Annotated in this window: 18 protein-coding genes, 1 tRNA gene and 1 pseudogene; 10 read left to right on the top strand and 10 right to left on the bottom strand. The window is 68.7% G+C overall.

Annotation, left to right across the window (positions count from 1 at the left end):
- From odhB to lpdA, 6 genes are all read left to right on the top strand, one after another.
- A complete protein-coding gene (odhB, locus tag KW83_RS09670) occupies positions 1-1,620 on the top strand; it encodes a 2-oxoglutarate dehydrogenase complex dihydrolipoyllysine-residue succinyltransferase (RefSeq protein WP_036177937.1) in 1,620 nt (539 codons plus the stop codon).
- Between the two features lie 6 nt (positions 1,621-1,626).
- Positions 1,627-1,992: a hypothetical protein gene (locus KW83_RS19145; RefSeq protein WP_051928411.1), complete on the top strand. Its 366-nt coding sequence runs from the start codon at positions 1,627-1,629 to the stop codon at positions 1,990-1,992.
- Positions 1,989-2,309 (top strand): hypothetical protein, encoded by a 321-nt coding sequence (locus KW83_RS19150; protein WP_051928412.1) that lies wholly within the window; start codon positions 1,989-1,991, stop codon positions 2,307-2,309. The genes KW83_RS19145 and KW83_RS19150 overlap by 4 nt, the downstream gene beginning before the upstream one ends.
- A 63-nt stretch (positions 2,310-2,372) precedes the next feature.
- Positions 2,373-2,624: a hypothetical protein gene (locus KW83_RS09680; protein ID WP_036177941.1), complete on the top strand. Its 252-nt coding sequence runs from the start codon at positions 2,373-2,375 to the stop codon at positions 2,622-2,624.
- A gap of 12 nt (positions 2,625-2,636) precedes the next feature.
- Entirely contained in the window at positions 2,637-3,047 is a 411-nt protein-coding gene (locus tag KW83_RS09685; RefSeq protein WP_036177943.1) for an MAPEG family protein, read from the top strand.
- A gap of 27 nt (positions 3,048-3,074) precedes the next feature.
- Entirely contained in the window at positions 3,075-4,463 is a 1,389-nt protein-coding gene (lpdA, locus tag KW83_RS09690) for a dihydrolipoyl dehydrogenase (RefSeq protein ID WP_036177945.1), read from the top strand.
- 89 nt (positions 4,464-4,552) lie between these two features.
- On the opposite strand, the gene KW83_RS09695 is transcribed toward lpdA, so the two are convergent.
- Together KW83_RS09695 and KW83_RS09700 are read right to left on the bottom strand one after the other, a co-directional pair.
- A complete protein-coding gene (locus KW83_RS09695; RefSeq protein WP_036177947.1) occupies positions 4,553-5,218 on the bottom strand; it encodes a GntR family transcriptional regulator in 666 nt (221 codons plus the stop codon).
- A gap of 8 nt (positions 5,219-5,226) precedes the next feature.
- Complete coding sequence (locus KW83_RS09700) at positions 5,227-5,952, bottom strand: M48 family metallopeptidase (protein ID WP_036177949.1); 726 nt, start codon at positions 5,950-5,952, stop codon at positions 5,227-5,229.
- A gap of 106 nt (positions 5,953-6,058) precedes the next feature.
- Between KW83_RS09700 and KW83_RS09705 the strand changes: the two genes are divergently transcribed.
- Together KW83_RS09705 and KW83_RS09710 are read left to right on the top strand one after the other, a co-directional pair.
- Complete coding sequence (locus KW83_RS09705; protein WP_036177950.1) at positions 6,059-6,379, top strand: TIGR02300 family protein; 321 nt, start codon at positions 6,059-6,061, stop codon at positions 6,377-6,379.
- An 85-nt stretch (positions 6,380-6,464) separates the two neighbouring features.
- Positions 6,465-6,540, top strand: a tRNA-Ala gene (locus KW83_RS09710).
- A gap of 181 nt (positions 6,541-6,721) precedes the next feature.
- On the opposite strand, the gene KW83_RS09715 is transcribed toward KW83_RS09710, so the two are convergent.
- Entirely contained in the window at positions 6,722-7,624 is a 903-nt protein-coding gene (locus KW83_RS09715) for a hypothetical protein (RefSeq protein ID WP_161785477.1), read from the bottom strand.
- Positions 7,625-7,880: 256 nt separating this feature from the next.
- Here KW83_RS09715 and KW83_RS09720 point away from each other — a divergent pair, with 256 nt between their 5' ends.
- On the top strand, positions 7,881-8,516 hold the full coding sequence (locus KW83_RS09720) for a pyridoxamine 5'-phosphate oxidase family protein (protein WP_235191400.1): 636 nt from the start codon (positions 7,881-7,883) through the stop codon (positions 8,514-8,516).
- 776 nt (positions 8,517-9,292) lie between these two features.
- On the opposite strand, the gene KW83_RS21925 is transcribed toward KW83_RS09720, so the two are convergent.
- The 7 genes and pseudogenes from KW83_RS21925 to KW83_RS09750 all read right to left on the bottom strand — a co-directional run bounded on the left by KW83_RS21925 (position 9,293) and on the right by KW83_RS09750 (position 15,080).
- Positions 9,293-9,748 carry an IS3 family transposase gene (locus tag KW83_RS21925; RefSeq protein ID WP_081904548.1) on the bottom strand — a complete coding sequence of 152 codons (456 nt, stop codon included), beginning with the start codon at positions 9,746-9,748 and terminating at the stop codon, positions 9,293-9,295.
- A pseudogene (locus KW83_RS21440) lies at positions 9,728-9,908 on the bottom strand (IS5/IS1182 family transposase); the annotation flags it as partial. The gene KW83_RS21925 and the pseudogene KW83_RS21440, both read right to left, overlap by 21 nt.
- A gap of 746 nt (positions 9,909-10,654) precedes the next feature.
- Complete coding sequence (locus KW83_RS09730; RefSeq protein ID WP_036177953.1) at positions 10,655-11,695, bottom strand: HesA/MoeB/ThiF family protein; 1,041 nt, start codon at positions 11,693-11,695, stop codon at positions 10,655-10,657.
- Positions 11,695-12,156, bottom strand: a complete 462-nt coding sequence (gene dut / locus KW83_RS09735; protein WP_036177955.1) for a dUTP diphosphatase — start codon at positions 12,154-12,156, stop codon at positions 11,695-11,697. The genes KW83_RS09730 and dut overlap by 1 nt, the downstream gene beginning before the upstream one ends.
- A complete protein-coding gene (coaBC, locus tag KW83_RS09740) occupies positions 12,153-13,346 on the bottom strand; it encodes a bifunctional phosphopantothenoylcysteine decarboxylase/phosphopantothenate--cysteine ligase CoaBC (RefSeq protein WP_036177956.1) in 1,194 nt (397 codons plus the stop codon). The genes dut and coaBC overlap by 4 nt, the downstream gene beginning before the upstream one ends.
- 37 nt (positions 13,347-13,383) lie before the next feature.
- Complete coding sequence (locus KW83_RS09745; protein WP_235191401.1) at positions 13,384-14,166, bottom strand: ChaN family lipoprotein; 783 nt, start codon at positions 14,164-14,166, stop codon at positions 13,384-13,386.
- Positions 14,167-14,201: 35 nt separating this feature from the next.
- Positions 14,202-15,080 (bottom strand): RNA polymerase factor sigma-32, encoded by an 879-nt coding sequence (locus KW83_RS09750; RefSeq protein WP_036177958.1) that lies wholly within the window; start codon positions 15,078-15,080, stop codon positions 14,202-14,204.
- A gap of 220 nt (positions 15,081-15,300) precedes the next feature.
- Here KW83_RS09750 and KW83_RS09755 point away from each other — a divergent pair, with 220 nt between their 5' ends.
- On the top strand, positions 15,301-16,209 hold the full coding sequence (locus tag KW83_RS09755) for a glutathione S-transferase (RefSeq protein ID WP_036177960.1): 909 nt from the start codon (positions 15,301-15,303) through the stop codon (positions 16,207-16,209).
- Positions 16,210-16,231: the final 22 nt, after the last annotated feature.

The raw sequence follows: 16,231 nt of genomic DNA on the forward strand, positions 1-16,231 counted from the left end.
ATGACCGAAGTCCGCGTGCCCACCTTGGGCGAATCCGTGTCGGAGGCCACGGTCGCCACCTGGTTCAAAAAGCCCGGCGACAGCGTCGAGACCGATGAGATGCTCTGCGAGCTGGAGACCGACAAGGTCACGGTCGAGGTGCCCTCCCCCGCGGCCGGCACCCTGGACGAAATCGTCGCCCAGGAGGGAGAGACCGTGGGGGTGGACGCGCTTCTGGCGCATATCGCGGAGGCCGGCGCCGCCGGACCGGAGGAAACCGCGCCCCGCAAGGACGAGGACAAGGCCGCCGACAAGAAGAGCGCGTCCGGCGACGACGGGGGGTCCCCTGACAAGCCCGCGGCGGAAGACGATGCGAAAGACGACGACGACGCCTCCGGCGAGGAGGTCGAGGTCATGGTCCCGACCCTGGGCGAAAGCGTGTCCGAGGCGACGATCGCGACCTGGTTCAAGAAGGAAGGCGACAGCGTCGAGGCCGACGAGATGCTGGCCGAACTGGAGACCGACAAGGTGTCGGTGGAGGTGCCCGCGCCGGCGGCCGGGACGCTGACCAGGATCCTCAAGCAAGAGGGAGAGACGGTGGAAGCCGGCGGCCAGCTTGCGGTCATGACCCGCGGCGGCGGCGGCAAGCCCCACTCCAAGGACGAAGGCACGCCGGAGACGACAGAGGATCCCGACCGGCAGGGCGGCAAGGATCAGGGCGGCCGCACCGGTGAGGACGCGCCATCGGCCAAGAAGCTGATGGAGGAAAAGGGCCTGTCCCCCGACGACGTGACCGGCACCGGCAAGGACGGCCGCATCATGAAGGAGGACGTCCTCAAGGCGGTCGGGTCCGGCGGCACTCCGAAGGCGAAATCGTCCGGCGCGTCCGATGCGTCGAAGTCCGAGGCGCCCAGGCGCGCGCCCTCTCCCGCCCAGGACGCCGACCGTGAGGAACGGGTCAAGATGACCCGGCTGCGCCAGACCATCGCCAAGCGGTTGAAGGACGCCCAGAACAACGCCGCGATGCTGACCACCTACAATGAAGCCGACATGACCGCGATCATGTCGCTCCGGGCCGAGTTCAAGGAGCTGTTCGAGAAGAAGCACGGCGTCAAGCTGGGCTTCATGTCGTTCTTCGCGAAGGCCTGCTGCCATGCCCTGAAGGAAGTCCCCGAGGTCAACGCAGAGATCGACGGCACCGAGGTCGTGTACAAGCACTTCGTCCACATGGGTGTGGCCGTCGGCACGCCGAACGGGCTGGTCGTCCCGGTCGTGCGCGACGCCGACCAGAAGAGCTTTGCCGAGATCGAGCAGGAGATCGGCGCGCTCGGCAAGAAGGCCCGCGACGGCAAGCTGAAGATGGACGAGATGCAGGGGGGCACGTTCACCATGTCCAACGGGGGCGTCTACGGCTCTCTCATGTCCTCGCCGATCCTGAACCCGCCGCAGTCGGGCATCCTGGGGATGCACAAGATACAGGAGCGCCCCATGGTGGTGGACGGTCAGATCACGATCCGCCCGATGATGTACCTTGCCCTCAGCTACGATCACCGGATCGTGGACGGCAAGGGCGCGGTGACGTTCCTGGTTCGGGTCAAAGAGGCGCTGGAAGATCCGCGCCGCCTGCTCATGGACCTGTAGGCCGCCATGCGGCGTCCTCTGTGGCTGTGGATCCTGATCGGGCTCTACGCGCTCATCGGCGTGAGCCAGCTTGCCTATGTGGTCTCCGGCGTCTTTCGCGGCGCGTCGGTCGGTCCCGATCCGGGCGTTGCCGTCCTGTCGGTGCTGGTCGGGGCCGCCGCGACGCTGACCGCCGTCTGGACCTGGCAGGGCGACCGCCGCGCGGTGCTGTCTGCGCTGTTGTTTCTGGGGTTCTTCTCCGCGGCCGTGCTCTGGGGCACGGCGGTGATGGGCTATCCCACACGATGGGCCGCGATGCTGGGGTGGTTCGTCCTCTTCGCGACCATGGCGCAGTTCCTGCGTATCGCGCAGCAAAGGGGACATCTTTCATGACACGGATCTGGAGGGGCCTTGCGCTCTTGCCGCTGCTGGCCGCCTGTACCGCGCCCGTCCCGCGCGACGTCGCCGTGCGCCACACCGCCTCTACGGAGACGGCCGGGGGCGGGGCGCGCTGGCATCTGTTTCTGTTCGATCCGCGGGAGCCGAGGGACCTGGACACACGCATCGCCCTTGCGCGCGCGCAGGTGGCGCGGGAGTCCGACTGCCGCTGGGCCGAACGGCCCCGCGCCGAGATCGCGGCGCGCACCGCCGAGCAGGGGGCGCGCTACGCGGACACGCTGCTTGCCGCCCCGCTGGTCTGCCGGACCTGACTGGACAGGCCCGAACGCGCGTGGTTCAGTTCGAACTCCGAAATTCCGGGAGGGATCAGTGACATGCAGCTTCTTTTGCGTCTCGACACACACGACCGGTCGGCCTTTCGCGCGGCCTACGACCAGACGCGGGACTCCCGCAACCAGGCCGGACTGACGCAGCTCCAGCTGTGGGAGGACGTGGACAGCCCCGACCGGCTCTGGGCGCTCTTCGGCGTCGCCGACCGCGACCGCGCCGATGCCTGGCTGGCGAACACATCGGCGCTGGCGGACCATCTGCAGACCCACACGGCGCACTTCCTTGCCACCGCCTGAACGGGTGCCGACATGACACCGGAACTTCTTGTGCTGGTGCTTGCCGGGCTGCTCCAGGGTCTGCAATTCGTGCTCTACGCCGTTCCCGCCAACCTCGACCTTGGCCTGCGCAAGACGCTCGGCCCGCGCGATCCCCAGGGGCCGGAGGCGCCGCTGGAGCGTCAGGTGTCGGTCCTGACGGGGCGTCTCGGCCGCGCGCTGTCGAACCATTTCGAGGGGCTGATCCTGTTCGCCATCGCCGTGATGGCGATTGCCGTCTCCCGGCAGTCCACACCGTTCACTGTGCTCTGCGCCTGGGTCTACCTCTTGGCCCGGATCCTCTATGTTCCCGCCTATGCTTTCGGCTGGGTGCCCTGGCGGTCGATCATCTGGGCAACGGGTTGGGGCGCTACCATGTTGATGCTCACGGCCGCCCTGATATGACGGCTCCAACCGATCAGGAGATCATCCATGTCCAGCTATGACGTCATCATCATCGGATCCGGCCCCGGCGGCTATGTGTGTGCCATTCGCTGCGCGCAACTGGGACTCAGGACCGCCTGCGTCGAGGGGCGAGAGACCCTGGGCGGCACCTGTCTGAACGTCGGCTGCATCCCGTCCAAGGCCCTGCTTCACGCCACCGAGATGCTTCATCAGGCAGAGCACAACTTTGCCAAGATGGGCCTGAAGGGAAAGTCGCCCTCCGTCGACTGGAAGGAGATGCTGGGCTACAAGGACAGCACCATCGAGACCAACACCAAGGGTGTCGAGTTCCTGTTCAAGAAGAACAAGGTCGACTGGCTGAAGGGCTGGGCCGAGATCCCCGAACCCGGCAAGGTCAAGGTCGGCGACGAGGTGCATGAAACCAGGAACATCGTCATCGCCAGCGGCTCGGTCACGGCGCCCCTGAAGGGCGTGGAGATCGACGAGGAGATCGTCATCACCTCCACCGGCGCCCTTGAGCTGTCGAAGATTCCCAAGAAGATGGTGGTGATCGGCGCCGGCGTCATCGGGCTGGAGATGGGTTCTGTCTATGCGCGTCTGGGCGCGGATGTGACGGTGGTAGAATACCTCGACACGGTGACCCCCGGCATGGACATGGACGTGCGCAAGCAGTTCCAGAAACTTCTGTCCAAGCAGGGGATGACCTTCGTTCTGGGTGCCGCGGTCCAGGAGGTCGCGGTCAGAAACAAGAAGGCGACCGTGGCCTATACGATCAGGAAGGACGACAGCGAGGCCACGCTGGAGGCCGACGCCGTGCTGGTGGCGACGGGGCGCCTGCCCTACACGGACGGGCTTGGACTGTCGGATCTGGGTGTCGAAACCACCGATCGCGGCCAGGTCAGGACCGACAAGCACTGGAAGACGAACGTCGACGGGATCTACGCCATCGGCGACGCCATCGCTGGCCCGATGCTCGCCCACAAGGCCGAGGACGAGGGGATGGCCGTCGCCGAGGTCCTGGCCGGCAAGGCGGGCCACGTGAACTACGACGTGATCCCGGCCGTGATCTACACCCACCCGGAGGTCGCCAGCGTCGGCCAGACGGAGGACGCGCTGAAAGAGGCCGGTACGCCCTACAAGGTCGGCAAGTTCTCGTTCATGGGCAACGGCCGCGCCAAGGCCAACTTTGCCGCCGACGGTTTCGTCAAGATCCTGGCGCATCAAGAGACCGACCGGATCCTGGGCGCCCATATCATCGGCCCGATGGCGGGGGACCTGATCCACGAGATCTGCGTGGCGATGAGCTTCGGCGCCTCTGCGGAGGATCTGGCCCTAACCTGCCACGCCCACCCCACCTATTCCGAGGCGGTCCGCGAAGCGGCGCTTGCCTGCGGCGACGGCGCGATCCACGCCTGAGAAATGGCCCGTCAGGGCCCTGCATGGCGGCGGATCTGCCCCCGAACAGGCGGGTGCCGCAGCCCGGACTGCCGCGAAGAGACCTCGGCCTATCCCGCGTCGCCCGCCAGGATCAGCCGCAACCCCCCGGTCACGTCGGACCGCACGGCCAGCCTCAGGCCGGGCTCGTCCCCCGCCCGCAGCGCCGCGATGACAAGGCGATGCCCGCCCGGTGGCCGGGTCCGGTTCAGCCGGCCATAGAGGCTGCGCATGGTCGGGCCAAGCTGAAGCCACACGGTTTCGGCCATGGCCAGCATCGCCGGGGCCTGCGCGCGGAGATAGAGCATCCTGTGGAACTCCAGGTTCAGGCGGATGTAGGCCACGGCGTCCTGTTTCACGATCGCCTCCGCGATCGCACCGTTCAGCGCCTCCATCCGGTCGAGCAGCGCCATGTGTGCGCGCGGCAGCGCGCGGCTGGCCAGCTCCACCTCCAGCAGCGCGCGCAGGGCGGCCAACTCCTCGATCCGCTCGGCCGACAGCTCCGGCGTGGAAACCCGGCCCGACGGGCTGAGCGACAGCGCGCCTTCCGCCGCCAGCCGCCGTACCGCCTCACGCGCGGGGGTCATCGACACACCGTATTCGGCGCCGATCCCGCGAAGGGTCAGCGCCTGACCCGGACGGATCTCTCCATGCATGATCCGCGTCCGCAGCTGGCGATAGACGCGGTCATGGGCGGATTGGGTCTGCGCGGGATCGGGCCGCGTGGCGGGCGCCATGGGCGTTGTCATCCGCGGGCGCCCCCGCCCGGTCTGTCCGGCGCCTCGAAGCGCCAGGCATGCAGGGCGGCGCCATGCTGGCGGAGCCATCCGCGGTGGACGCGCCAGTCGGGGCAGAGGCGGGCCACCACCGCCCAGAAGGCCGGCGAATGGTCCATCCGGACAAGGTGCGCGACCTCATGGGCCACGACGTAGTCCAGCACCGGCGCCGGCGCCATGATCAAGCGCCACGACAGCATCAGATCCCCATGGGACGAGCATGAGCCCCACCGCGACCGCGTGTCGCGCAGGCTCAGCCGCCCCGGCGTGCGCCCGACCCGGCCCGCGTGCCGCGCCGCCGCCTCGGCGATCCGGTCCCGCGCCAGGGCCTTCAGCATCCCCGCCACCTGGGGCCCCGCCGCCCTGCCCGCCCGGACGCGGACCTCTCCGGCAAAGATGCCGGGCGCGCCTTCGACGACCCTGTGCGGCACCGACAGGACCGGCAGCACCGCGCCGGGCGCCACCTGCCGGGGTTCGACGCACCGCGCGATCTGCGCCCGGAGCCAGGGCACCTTGGCGCGGGCGAATTCCAGCGCCTCGGCATCGCTGACCGCGAAGGGCCGGGTCAGCGTCACGCGCCCGTCGAGCGCGGATACCCTGAGCGTGACGCGCCGCGCCCGGGCAGAGGCTTTCAGCACGATCCGGAGCGGAGGATCGCCCGGAAGGGTACGAAGCGGAAGGGTGGCGGCGGTCATGCGTCATCCTATCCCGCACCGCATCGCCGCGAAAGCCTTTGACACCCCTCCGGGCCTGTGGCAGTGGACGGCGATCCCGAAAATCAGCGATCGGAAGAGTGTGGCCATGCCCAAGGAAGACTGGGGAACGAAGCGGATTTGCCCGACCACCGGCAAGCGCTTCTACGACCTCAACCGCAACCCTGTCGTCTCGCCCTATTCGGGCGAGGTCGTGCCCCTCGACACCGGCAAGAGCAACCGGACCATGCTGGCCGACAAGGAAGACAAGTCGAGCAAGAAGGACCAGACAGAGGAAGAGGACGTCGTTCTGGAAGAGGACGATGATGCCGATGTCGATCTGGGCGACGACGTTCTGGACGACGAAGACGACGACAACGTGTCCCTGGATGAGATCGCGGACGTCGCGGACGACAGCAACGACGATTGAGCCGCCTTGCTGCCGGGTTTTTCCCTTGAACCCGTCCCCGACGTCTTCTAGAGACAGCGCGATGCTGCCCCAACGGGCAGATCGAGGGCCCTTAGCTCAGCTGGGAGAGCGCCTGCATGGCATGCAGGAGGTCAGCGGTTCGATCCCGCTAGGGTCCACCACCTCATTTCGAAACGCGCCACATGGATTCCGATTTTTGGCCACGCCGGTCGGCTGTACGTTTGGTTTGAAAAGTCGTTTCAGTAGGTTCTAGACCTGCCCACGGAAGCGTTCCGAAGGCCGCGGACGACCCCTATGTGACGAGCATGCGGTTCCTTGCCAGGTGTCCTGAGAGGGTTCGCCTTAACGACCCACGGGCAGGAGTGCATAGTCCAGCACCGCTTCGCGTCCGGCCCGCAGCGCGGAGCGGCGCGAGGCGGTGTTCAGCCCGTCGATCGTGCCGATGAGCAGGCGGCCCGGATCGAGATCGGCGCGGGCGGCCCAGGCCCTCTGGGCCAAGGCCGCGAACCCTTGGCCGTTGAAGGCGCGCAAGACGACCTCTTCGTTCACCTCGTCGCCCTCGATCCACTCCACCGCGCCCGGGGCCGCGGCTAGCAGGCCGACCGTTCGCTCGGTGCAATCCACCATCGCACGGATCGCCTGAATCCGGCCTTCGCGGTGCCAGCGCCGCAGCTCGTCCGCATCCGCCGCCGAGATGTTTCGCGCCAGCGCCGGCTCGGTCCTGGTCAGCTCCTCGTACTTTGCGGACACCGTTGCGACGGCGTCCTCGGCATCCGCGAAGGGAGCGAGCGCGACGCGGCCGTCCGGCGGGGCCATATCGCCGTAGCGGGCGGCGTGAATGGCCATGTCGATGCGGGCGCCCGGCGTAAGCGCCGCGCTGGGCGCGACGAGCGTGCGGAGATGGAGCGGCGCGAAGGCCGTCCATTCCGCCGCCACGCAGGAGCATAGCGCCTCCCAATCCTCGAAGTCGTGCGCTACGACCTCAACGAAGGGCCGCGCAAGGTCTTTTCCGTAGAACCGGACGCCGCCGAGCAGCCGCCCCCTGCCAGCACGGACGAGGCGGTGGTTGTAGTCGCCCGGCGCTACACCCGGCAGGTCGATGTGATCCGAGAACAGGCGCGCGAAGGCGGGGTCCGTGATCCGCGCGGCCTGCTCGTGGAGCCACACGCCGAGCATCTTGGCACCGCGCGCGCCGAACAGGCGATCCGCAAGGGCGACTTGAGGCGCCAGGGAGGGCCAGTCCATCGGGGTCATGCCGCCGCTTTCAATCAAATGGACCAGAGCGGCAATGTCTCAGTTGAGCGCAACGGATGACTATGGTCGGGTGACATCGGCAATCCGTTCCCGATGGGTCAGATCAGCCTGAGTTCCATGATAACACCCGATCGGGACGTGCTCGAACGCGTTTTGGATGTGCACCCAACGGACCCGGGTGAGTGGGCGACATTCCTGCCGCGTGATGCTAGCCCTTGTGGGCAATGTCTGTCCGGAAGGTCCGTCAGTGTCCAATGCCACCACTCTCATCCCGCCCCACACGATCACCTCAGAAGCGGAGTTGGATGCGCTCTACGCCGCCCCGACGGCGCCTTCGGTGGCCAAAGAGATCGTGCGGCTGAACGCGCCCTACCGTGCGATGATAGAGGCGTCCCCGTTCTGCACGCTTGCCTCCATCGGACCGCAGGGGCTCGACGCGTCGCCCCGAGGCGACGGCGCAGGCTTCGTGCAGGTCGTGGACGACTGGACGCTCGCGCTGCCCGACCGGCGGGGCAACAACCGCATCGACACGCTGCGCAACGTAGTGCGCGACCCGCGCGTGGCGCTGCTGTTCCTGATCCCCGGCTGCAACGAGACCCTGCGCGTGAATGGGCGCGCCCGCATCTCGACCGACCCCGACCTGCTCGCCTCGTTCGCGGTAGACGGCAAGGCACCCGTCACGGTGCTGGTGATCGCGATTGACGCGGTGTTCTTCCAGTGCGGACGGGCGGTACTGCGGTCCGGGCTGTGGTCCCCGGAGGCGCATGTGGACCGCTCGACGCTGCCGAGCGCGGGGGCCATGCTGCGCGCGACCTCCGAGGATTTCGACGCGGAAGGTTACGACCGCGCTCTGCCCGCCCGCCAGCGCGCAACGCTCTACTGACTTATGGGGTGACCGGATGTTGTCGGGCGTTGGCATTGGGACCAACGATCTTGCCGTAGCAGGCCGGTTCTGCGACGCCGTGCTCGCGACGATCGGCATGCATTGCGCGTTAGCGGAGGAAGGCGAGCGTGCAGGTGCGGACGGCGGACCACGCTCTTTGCCCTCACTCCCCATGACGGCCGCAAGGGCACGCGGGCCGTGTTCCATGCCCCCGACGCCGCAGACATGCGCGCGTTTCATGCGGCCGCGCTCTAGGGGGGTGGCACGGACGACTGCACACCCGGTCCGCGCAACTACTACGATGCTCACCTGCGCGATCTGGACGGCAAGAAGGGGAGTCCTCCCCGCTTCGTGGACAGGTAACCGGTAGCGGAATTTAGCTGGATTTGCGCGCGCCTTTCCAGTCCCATGGGTGAGTTGTCGCCGAGGGCCGGATGGCGGCGGCTCGGATTGTACCGGCCGTCGACGAACTCGAAGACGGCCAGCGCGCGTCTGCCCTGGTGCGGAGCCGAGCAGCGTGCATTCGAGCGTGGTGAAGAAGCTCTCGCATATGCGCTGCCCGCCAGGCGATTGCAGCGTGATCTGCCGAGAGGGGCATTGTCGTCGGCATCGCTAACCGATCCCATCGAAAGGACGCGGACGTTCTTGCAGCGCGGGCCGAACGGTGAGGTGGATCGGCATCCCTGCCGGTGGCAGGATTGCCCGCTGGACGAGTTGCGATTTCCGGTCGGCATGGCGGGAGACGTCCCATGGCCGCCGCCGACCGATCGCCATGTTCATGGCATCACTAACCAGCTGCACCTAGAGGTCGTGGCCCATTGACCAGCCCAAATGCAGCGCGGCCCGGCACCCGGGACGACAAACCCGCGGTTGAAGCCTGCCCAGGTCGGACCGTAAGTGATGTCTGCCACCATTGGTCGATCTGGCGCGTGAGCCCCGAAATTCCGGTTGACCAGATCATTGGCCAGTCGAACCCGATCACCCCGGATCGTGGGGCGCGTGCCTTCACGATGGCGGACGCCAAGCAAAGCCGCCGCTCTCATATGTCTTTCGACCGGCTTGCGACCGACACTGAATCCCTGATTAGCCACTCCGACATGGATGCGCGGAGCGCCCTGGGCCGTCTTTGACGCGACGTGGATTTTGCCGATCCGTTCAGACAGGTGACCATCGGCCCGTTGCGGTATCTGCGCGAGACGTATGCGCCATCTCCGGTTCAGCAGATGAGGCAACTTCGGTGCGTCCCCGGCTGCCGGCGATCTCGACCGCTCCGGTGTGCTGTGTCTGCTTTTCCATCCCGATGCAGGTCTTGCGCCAGACACGGCGGTTGGGGCCGCCATGCTTGCGTGCATTGCATTCGCCTTCACCCTCGAGCTTGATGGCGGTGCTGTCCGCTGCCCGGCACCGCGTCGCAAGACAATGTCCCGAGATCGGCAGATGCACCCGCCCTTTTGCCTGGCACTACGGGCCGCCCGTCAAAAGCGCCCATGCCCGATGATCTGATCTTCTGAAAATCCCAGCGCTCTGCCGTGCCGGGCGGAACTTCTTCGACGCCGCAACCGTGGACGCGGCGGGCAAGGCGACGTGCACCGGCAATTCGCACGACAGCAGATCAGCCGGGGCCGACCGACCCGGTATGCCTCCGCCATGCCCCGTCCGCTCAAGCAGATCATCTTGCGGGAGCGCGACACGTACGTTTTCCAGACCACCACTCCCCATACAGGTCACCCGCGCCTTCATGATCCGCGAACTCTGCGGCGTTCGCGGACCCGTCGACCTTGGCTTCGGCGATCCGGCACGGCGGGGCTGTTCGAGGCCCCAGAGACGGGGGGGTCCGAGCCGCCGGGGACGGGCGCGCCAGTACCGACCCGGAGCTGCACGCCTTCGTCAGCGGCCGAGCCGGCCACGGGAACTCCTGCTGACAAGCCCCAGAAAAAGCGGGCCAAACAGGTGAAAGAACACAAAGAGAAACAGCGCGGCGCAACCCGACCGCCAAGCGCAGACCGCGCTTCGCCAGATGGCGCGCCCTGCGGTGACGGCCCGGCGCGTTGCAGGCCATTCTGATTTCGTTTGCGCAAGGGCCCTATTGCGGCGCGGGCAGCGGCTCGCGCTGCAAGACCTGGCGTGCGCGCCAGCGCTCAATCGGATCCGCAGACCGGACACCCGGCGCGCCGCGACAGGCGGATCTCGCGGTGCTCGCCCCAGAGCGCATCATGGATCGCCATCCGCCCGCGCATCCCCCGCCCCGCCCCGGTGATCTCGCGCACCGCCTCGGCGGCCATCATCGCGCCCATGATCCCCGGCAGGGGCCCCAGGACGCCCGCCTCCGCACAGCTTGGCGCCAGTCCCGGCGCGGGTTTGTCGGGAAAGACGCAGGCATAGCAGGGCGTGCCGTCAAAGGGCGCGTAGGTGGTCAGCTGACCCTCCCACTGGCTCAGCGCGCCCGATACCAGCGGCACCCGCGCGGCCACACAGGCCGCGTTCAGGACGTAGCGGGTGTCGAGATCGTCGCAGCCGTCCAGCACCAGATCGTACTCTGCCACCAGGTCGCCGGCGATCTCTTCCGTCAGCCGCCGGTGATAGGGCCGCACGTCCACGAACGGGTTCAGCGCCCGCATCGCCGCCTCAGCGGAGAAGACCTTGGGCATCCCGATCCGCTGGTCGGTATGGATCACCTGCCGTTGCAGGTTCGTCGCCTCCACGGAGTCGTCGTCGATGACGCCGATCCGCCCCACCCCGGCCGCGGCAAGATAGAGCAGCGCCGGAGAGCCGAGGCCCCCCGCCCCCACCACCAGCACGCGGGCTTCTTTCAGCCGCCGCTGCCCGGTTCCGCCCAGCTCGCGCAGCACCACGTGGCGCGCGTAGCGGTCCAGCTCTCCTCCGGCGAACGCGCCGGGCGCGACTTCCGCCGGCCGGTTCTCCGGGCGGACCCGCTCCCTGACGCGCGCCAGCCCCGCCCGGTAGAGCAGGATCAGCGCCGCGGCGCCGCCCAGCACCAACCATTCCGCGAACCCGCCGCCCAGTGCCCGGCGCAGCCCGCTGCCGTCCGGCAGCAGGATCGTCAGCGCCAGGACCAGCACGTAAAGAAGGCCCAGCGCGTTCGTCCGCGCCTGGCGCGGCCAGCCCATCCGCCCCCCCGCGACCCAGATCACAGCCGCCAGAAAAAGGACCAGCGCCATCAGCCCCGCCCGGTCGAGCCGAAGCCGCCTGCGCCGCGCGCCGTGCCGGGCAGGGCCTCGACCGCCTCGAACGCGACGCGCATCACTGGGGCGACCACCGCCTGCGCGATCCGCTCCCCGTGGCCGATCGTCACCGGGTCGGCGCCGAGGTTCACCATCAGCACGCCGACCTCGCCGCGGTAATCCGCATCCACCGTACCGGGACTGTTGACCAGAGTCAGGCCGTGCCGCGCCGCAAGGCCCGAGCGCGGACGGATCTGCATCTCCGTTCCCTTCGGAAGCGCCACGGCCAGCCCTGTGGGGATCACCGCGCGCGCCATGGGTGCCAGCGTCACCCCCGCCGCGCGGTCGCCGGGCGCCAGGTTGGCGCGCAGATCGGCCCCCGCGGCCCCGGCGCTGGCGTAATCGGGCAGCGGCACCGCCGCGTCGGCGCCGGGCAGGCGCGTCACCGCGACCTTCATGCCAGCGCCTCCGCGATCCGGGCGACCAGCCGTGCGGCCACCGCATCCTTGCCCGCGCGCGGCCAGTCCTCTGCCCCGTCGCCGGTTATCAGCGTCACCGCGTTCTCCGCCCCGCCCATGATCCCCGAGCCCGGAGACACGTCGTTGGCCAGGATCCAGTCGCAGCCCTTGCGCGCGCGCTTGGCGGTGGCGTTGGCGGTCACGTCGTCGGTTTCGGCGGCGAAGCCCACCACAAGCAGCGGGCGCCCCTCCGCCATGCCGGCCACATGGGCCAGGATGTCGGGGTTTTCCGTGAACTCCAGCACCGGCGACCCGCCCTGCCCCTTCTTGATCTTCGATCCCGACGGCCCGGCCACCCGCCAGTCCGCCACCGCTGCGGCGAAAATCGCCGCATCCGCGGGCAGCGCTGCCGTCACCGCCTCCAGCATCTGCTGCGCGGTCTCCACCCGGATCGCCTCGACCCCGTCGGGCGCCGCCACGGCGGCCGGTCCGGTCACGAAACTGACCCGCGCGCCCAGCGCGAGCGCCGCCCGCGCGATGGCCGCGCCCTGGGCGCCGGACGAGCGGTTGGCGATATAGCGCACCGGGTCGATCGGCTCATGGGTCGGTCCGCTGGTGATCAGCAGATGCCGCCCCGAAAGCGCCCCGCCGGACAACCGCGCCGTCACCGCCGCCAGGATGTCGGCGGGTTCCGCCATCCGCCCCGGCCCGTGCTCGCCGCAGGCCATGTCGCCCACCGCCGGGCCGACCACGGCGATGCCGTCGCCCGTCAGCGCCGACAGGTTCCGCCGCGTCGCCGGATGCTGCCACATCCTTACGTTCATCGCCGGGGCGATCAGAACGGGCGTGTCGGTGGCCAGCAGCAGCGTCGAGGCCAGATCGTCCGCCAGCCCCGCGGCCATCTTCGCCATCAGATCCGCGGTGGCCGGCGCCACCACCACCAGATCGGCGACGCGGGACAGCTGGATATGGCCCATCTCGGCCTCGTCGGTCAGATCCCACAGGTCGGAATAGACCTTTTCCCCGGCCAGGGCCGAGACCGACAGGGGCGTGACGAATTCCGATCCCGCCCGGGTCAGCACCGGCGTGACCAGAGCCCCGGCGCGGGTCAGGCCGCGGATCAGCTCCAGCGACTTGTAGGCCGCGATGCCGCCGCCGATGATCAGAAGGATGCGTTTGCCCGTCAGCATGGGCGGACCCTAGGGCGGGGCCGCGGGACGGGCAAGCTCACCGGAGTGCGGCGCAGGGGTCGCCGTCGCGGCCCTGAGGAACGGGACCGTCCACCCAGACGTCGAACGGCGCGTCCGGGGGGCCGCCGGTCCCCTGCCCGATGGCGGTCACCGACAGGTCCGGGCGCGCCCGGGCGATCAGCGCCGGCACGGCCCGGTCGGTGCGCGCATGGCCGTTGCCGGTGATCACAGCCACCGGGCCGCCGGTCCGGTCCAGCGCCTCCAGGGCCGCCGCCGCCAGCGCGGCGTCGCGCAGCCGCTGCACCTCGACCATGCCCGGCAGCAATGCCTCTGGCAGCAACCCGCAATGGGCCGCGTCCTGCTCTGCCACCATCTCCGCCTGCACGGTGGGCGGCAAGGACGTCTCCAGCCCCAGGTCCGGTCCCCGGTACACCGCCGCCGCGCCGTCCGATGCCGCGCGGGATATATCTTGCGCTCCAACCTCGGCGCCGAGGATCAGCGCGTCCCCGGCCGCGGCGAAGATCGGCGCATAGGCATCGAAATCGCCCCATCCCCGCGCCTCCCAGTCCAGTGCGGCGCCCAGGTCCGCGGACCCGCGCCCGGCCATCGCCACGGGGCCCAGCGCCTCCGGCAGCATCTCGAACACCACGGCCGCGGCCCCCATCCGCGCGACCCAGGCGGCCTGGTTGGCATGGTGGGCGGGCGCGTCATGCGCCTCGCCCATCACGACGATATCGGCCTCCAACGGAACCTCGGCCGCGGTCAGTGCCTCGGAAAAGGACGGCGCCGCCCCGATCGCCAGGGCGGCGCCGGCAAGCACCGAAATGCCTGTCGCAACGGACGGGCGCAGAACCCTCAGGATAGGAAGTTCCGCACTTCCGCGCACTGGGTTTCGAGCGATTTGCGCATCTTGCCGAAGGCCGCGGCCTCAAGCTGGCGCACGCGCTCCTTGGACAGGCCCAGCTCGGTGCCAAGGCTTTCCAGGGTGCGCGGCTGATCGCGCAGCTTGCGCTCGCGGACGATGAAGCGCTCGCGGTCGTTGAGCTGGCTCATGGCGTCCACCAGCCAGACCCGCAGCGTGTCGATGTCCTTGGCGTGGGTGACGGTTTCATCGGCCTGGGCGCTGTCGTCCTCCAGCGCGTCGATCCACTGGCGCCCCTCGTCCTCGGTCGACTGGGTGGCGTTCAGCGAGAAGTCCGAGCCGGCGAGACGCCCCTCCATCATCTCCACGTCGTGGAGCGGCACGCCGACCTCCACGGAAATCATGTGCCGCATCTGGTGGCGGTCGAGCCGCTCGCCCCGCGACGCGGCCTCACGCTCCAGCCGCGCCTGTACCCGGCGCATGTTGAAAAACAAGGACTTCTGCGACGATGTTGACCCGGTGCGCACCATCGACCAGTTGCGCATGACGTAGTCCTGGATCGACGCCTTGATCCACCAGACGGCGTAGGTCGAAAACCGCACGCCGCGATCCGGGTCGAACTTATCGGCGGCCTTCATCAGTCCCAGCCCCGCCTCCTGGATCAGGTCGTTCATCGGCGCGCCGTAGCGCTTGAACTTCGCCGCCATGGAGATCGCCAGGCGCATGTAGGCGGTAATCAGCCGGTGCAGCGCGGCCTCGTCGCGTTCGTCGCGCCAGGCATAGGCCAGTCTCAGCTCCGTTTCGGCATCGAGCAACTCTGCCTGCATGGCGCGCCGCGACAGGGTCTGGTCGGAAAATCCATCGAAAGCCACGTTCTTTACCCCCAGGACAGATGATTCGTTGCGTGCGTGTGGTGCCGTATGAACAACGTGTTACCGAGCGTACACGAAGCACCTACGAACAACCGGGAAGAAAGTTCCAGCGAAATGTTGCAATGCGCGTCGAACGGCCTAATCGACCGCTCGGCGCGGTGATGGCGCGGGTCACGGATCCTGATTGGACCCGCGCGCCCGGCTGCGGCAGGCTCGACCGATGACACATCATCTGTTTCTCGGCGAACCCGGCTACTCCTCCTGGTCGATGCGGATCTGGCTTTTGGCGGATCGGTTCGACCTGCCTGTCCGGGTCACCTGGTGCACGTTCTACCAGACCCCGGACCTTGCCACGCAGATCGGCCACGCGCCGGCCCGCAGCGTTCCGTTCCTGCTCTGCGACGATGGCGCCGAGGTGCGCGAGAGCATCGCCATCGCCGAGGAACTGGCCGCGCGCCACCCGGCGGCCGCGATCTGGCCCAAGGACCCGACGCTGCGCGCCCTCGCCCGGTCCCTGGCCGCCGAAATGCACGCAGGTTTCACAACCTTGCGGACACTCTGTCCCATGGTTTTGCGCACCGCCTATGCCGATGTGCCGGTGCCGCCGGAGCTTGCCGCCGACCTTGCCCGCATCGCCCTGATCTGGGAGGACGCGCTGGACCGCTCCGGCGGGCCGTGGCTGTGCGGGGGCTATTGCGCAGCCGACGCCTTCTTCGCCCCGGTCGCGGCGCGGATCGCGGGCTACGGCTTGCCGGTCCCGGACCGCGCTGCCGCCTATGTGGCCCGGCACCTCTCTGATCCCGGCTTTCGCCGCTTCCGCGCGCTGGGACAGGTCACCGACGTGCCCTGGGGCCCCGACCGGCATGAGACCGTCTATCGCCGCGACCATCCGCGGCGCCCTTGGCCCGGTCCCGCACCGCGTCCCGCCCGCGCCTGTCACGATACACCGCAGAACGACGCCTGCCCCTATTCCGGCCGCGCGCCCACGCACATGCTGGTGATGGACGGCCGGGTCTGGGGGTTCTGCAACGCCATCTGCCGCGACAAGACCGCAGCAGATCCCGAAGCCTGGCCGGCCTTCATGGCCATGGTTGCGGGCAGGTCGGAGGCGGCCGTTAACCGATCCTAAAGCCGGGCGGCATAGCGATTGA

Source organism: Palleronia rufa (genome assembly GCF_000743715.1).
GTDB lineage: Bacteria > Pseudomonadota > Alphaproteobacteria > Rhodobacterales > Rhodobacteraceae > Palleronia > Palleronia rufa.

Coding starts and splice junctions, on each gene's coding strand:
- KW83_RS09755 (WP_036177960.1), top strand. CDS start 15,301: ATGACACATCATCTGTTTCTCGGCGAACCCGGCTACTCCTCCTGGTCG.
- KW83_RS09680 (WP_036177941.1), top strand. CDS start 2,373: ATGCAGCTTCTTTTGCGTCTCGACACACACGACCGGTCGGCCTTTCGC.
- coaBC (WP_036177956.1), bottom strand. CDS start 13,346: ATGCTGACGGGCAAACGCATCCTTCTGATCATCGGCGGCGGCATCGCG.
- KW83_RS09730 (WP_036177953.1), bottom strand. CDS start 11,695: ATGGCGCTGGTCCTTTTTCTGGCGGCTGTGATCTGGGTCGCGGGGGGG.
- KW83_RS19145 (WP_051928411.1), top strand. CDS start 1,627: ATGCGGCGTCCTCTGTGGCTGTGGATCCTGATCGGGCTCTACGCGCTC.
- KW83_RS09705 (WP_036177950.1), top strand. CDS start 6,059: ATGCCCAAGGAAGACTGGGGAACGAAGCGGATTTGCCCGACCACCGGC.
- odhB (WP_036177937.1), top strand. CDS start 1: ATGACCGAAGTCCGCGTGCCCACCTTGGGCGAATCCGTGTCGGAGGCC.
- KW83_RS09700 (WP_036177949.1), bottom strand. CDS start 5,952: ATGACCGCCGCCACCCTTCCGCTTCGTACCCTTCCGGGCGATCCTCCG.
- KW83_RS09715 (WP_161785477.1), bottom strand. CDS start 7,624: ATGGACTGGCCCTCCCTGGCGCCTCAAGTCGCCCTTGCGGATCGCCTG.
- lpdA (WP_036177945.1), top strand. CDS start 3,075: ATGTCCAGCTATGACGTCATCATCATCGGATCCGGCCCCGGCGGCTAT.
- KW83_RS09695 (WP_036177947.1), bottom strand. CDS start 5,218: ATGGCGCCCGCCACGCGGCCCGATCCCGCGCAGACCCAATCCGCCCAT.
- dut (WP_036177955.1), bottom strand. CDS start 12,156: ATGAAGGTCGCGGTGACGCGCCTGCCCGGCGCCGACGCGGCGGTGCCG.
- KW83_RS09685 (WP_036177943.1), top strand. CDS start 2,637: ATGACACCGGAACTTCTTGTGCTGGTGCTTGCCGGGCTGCTCCAGGGT.
- KW83_RS19150 (WP_051928412.1), top strand. CDS start 1,989: ATGACACGGATCTGGAGGGGCCTTGCGCTCTTGCCGCTGCTGGCCGCC.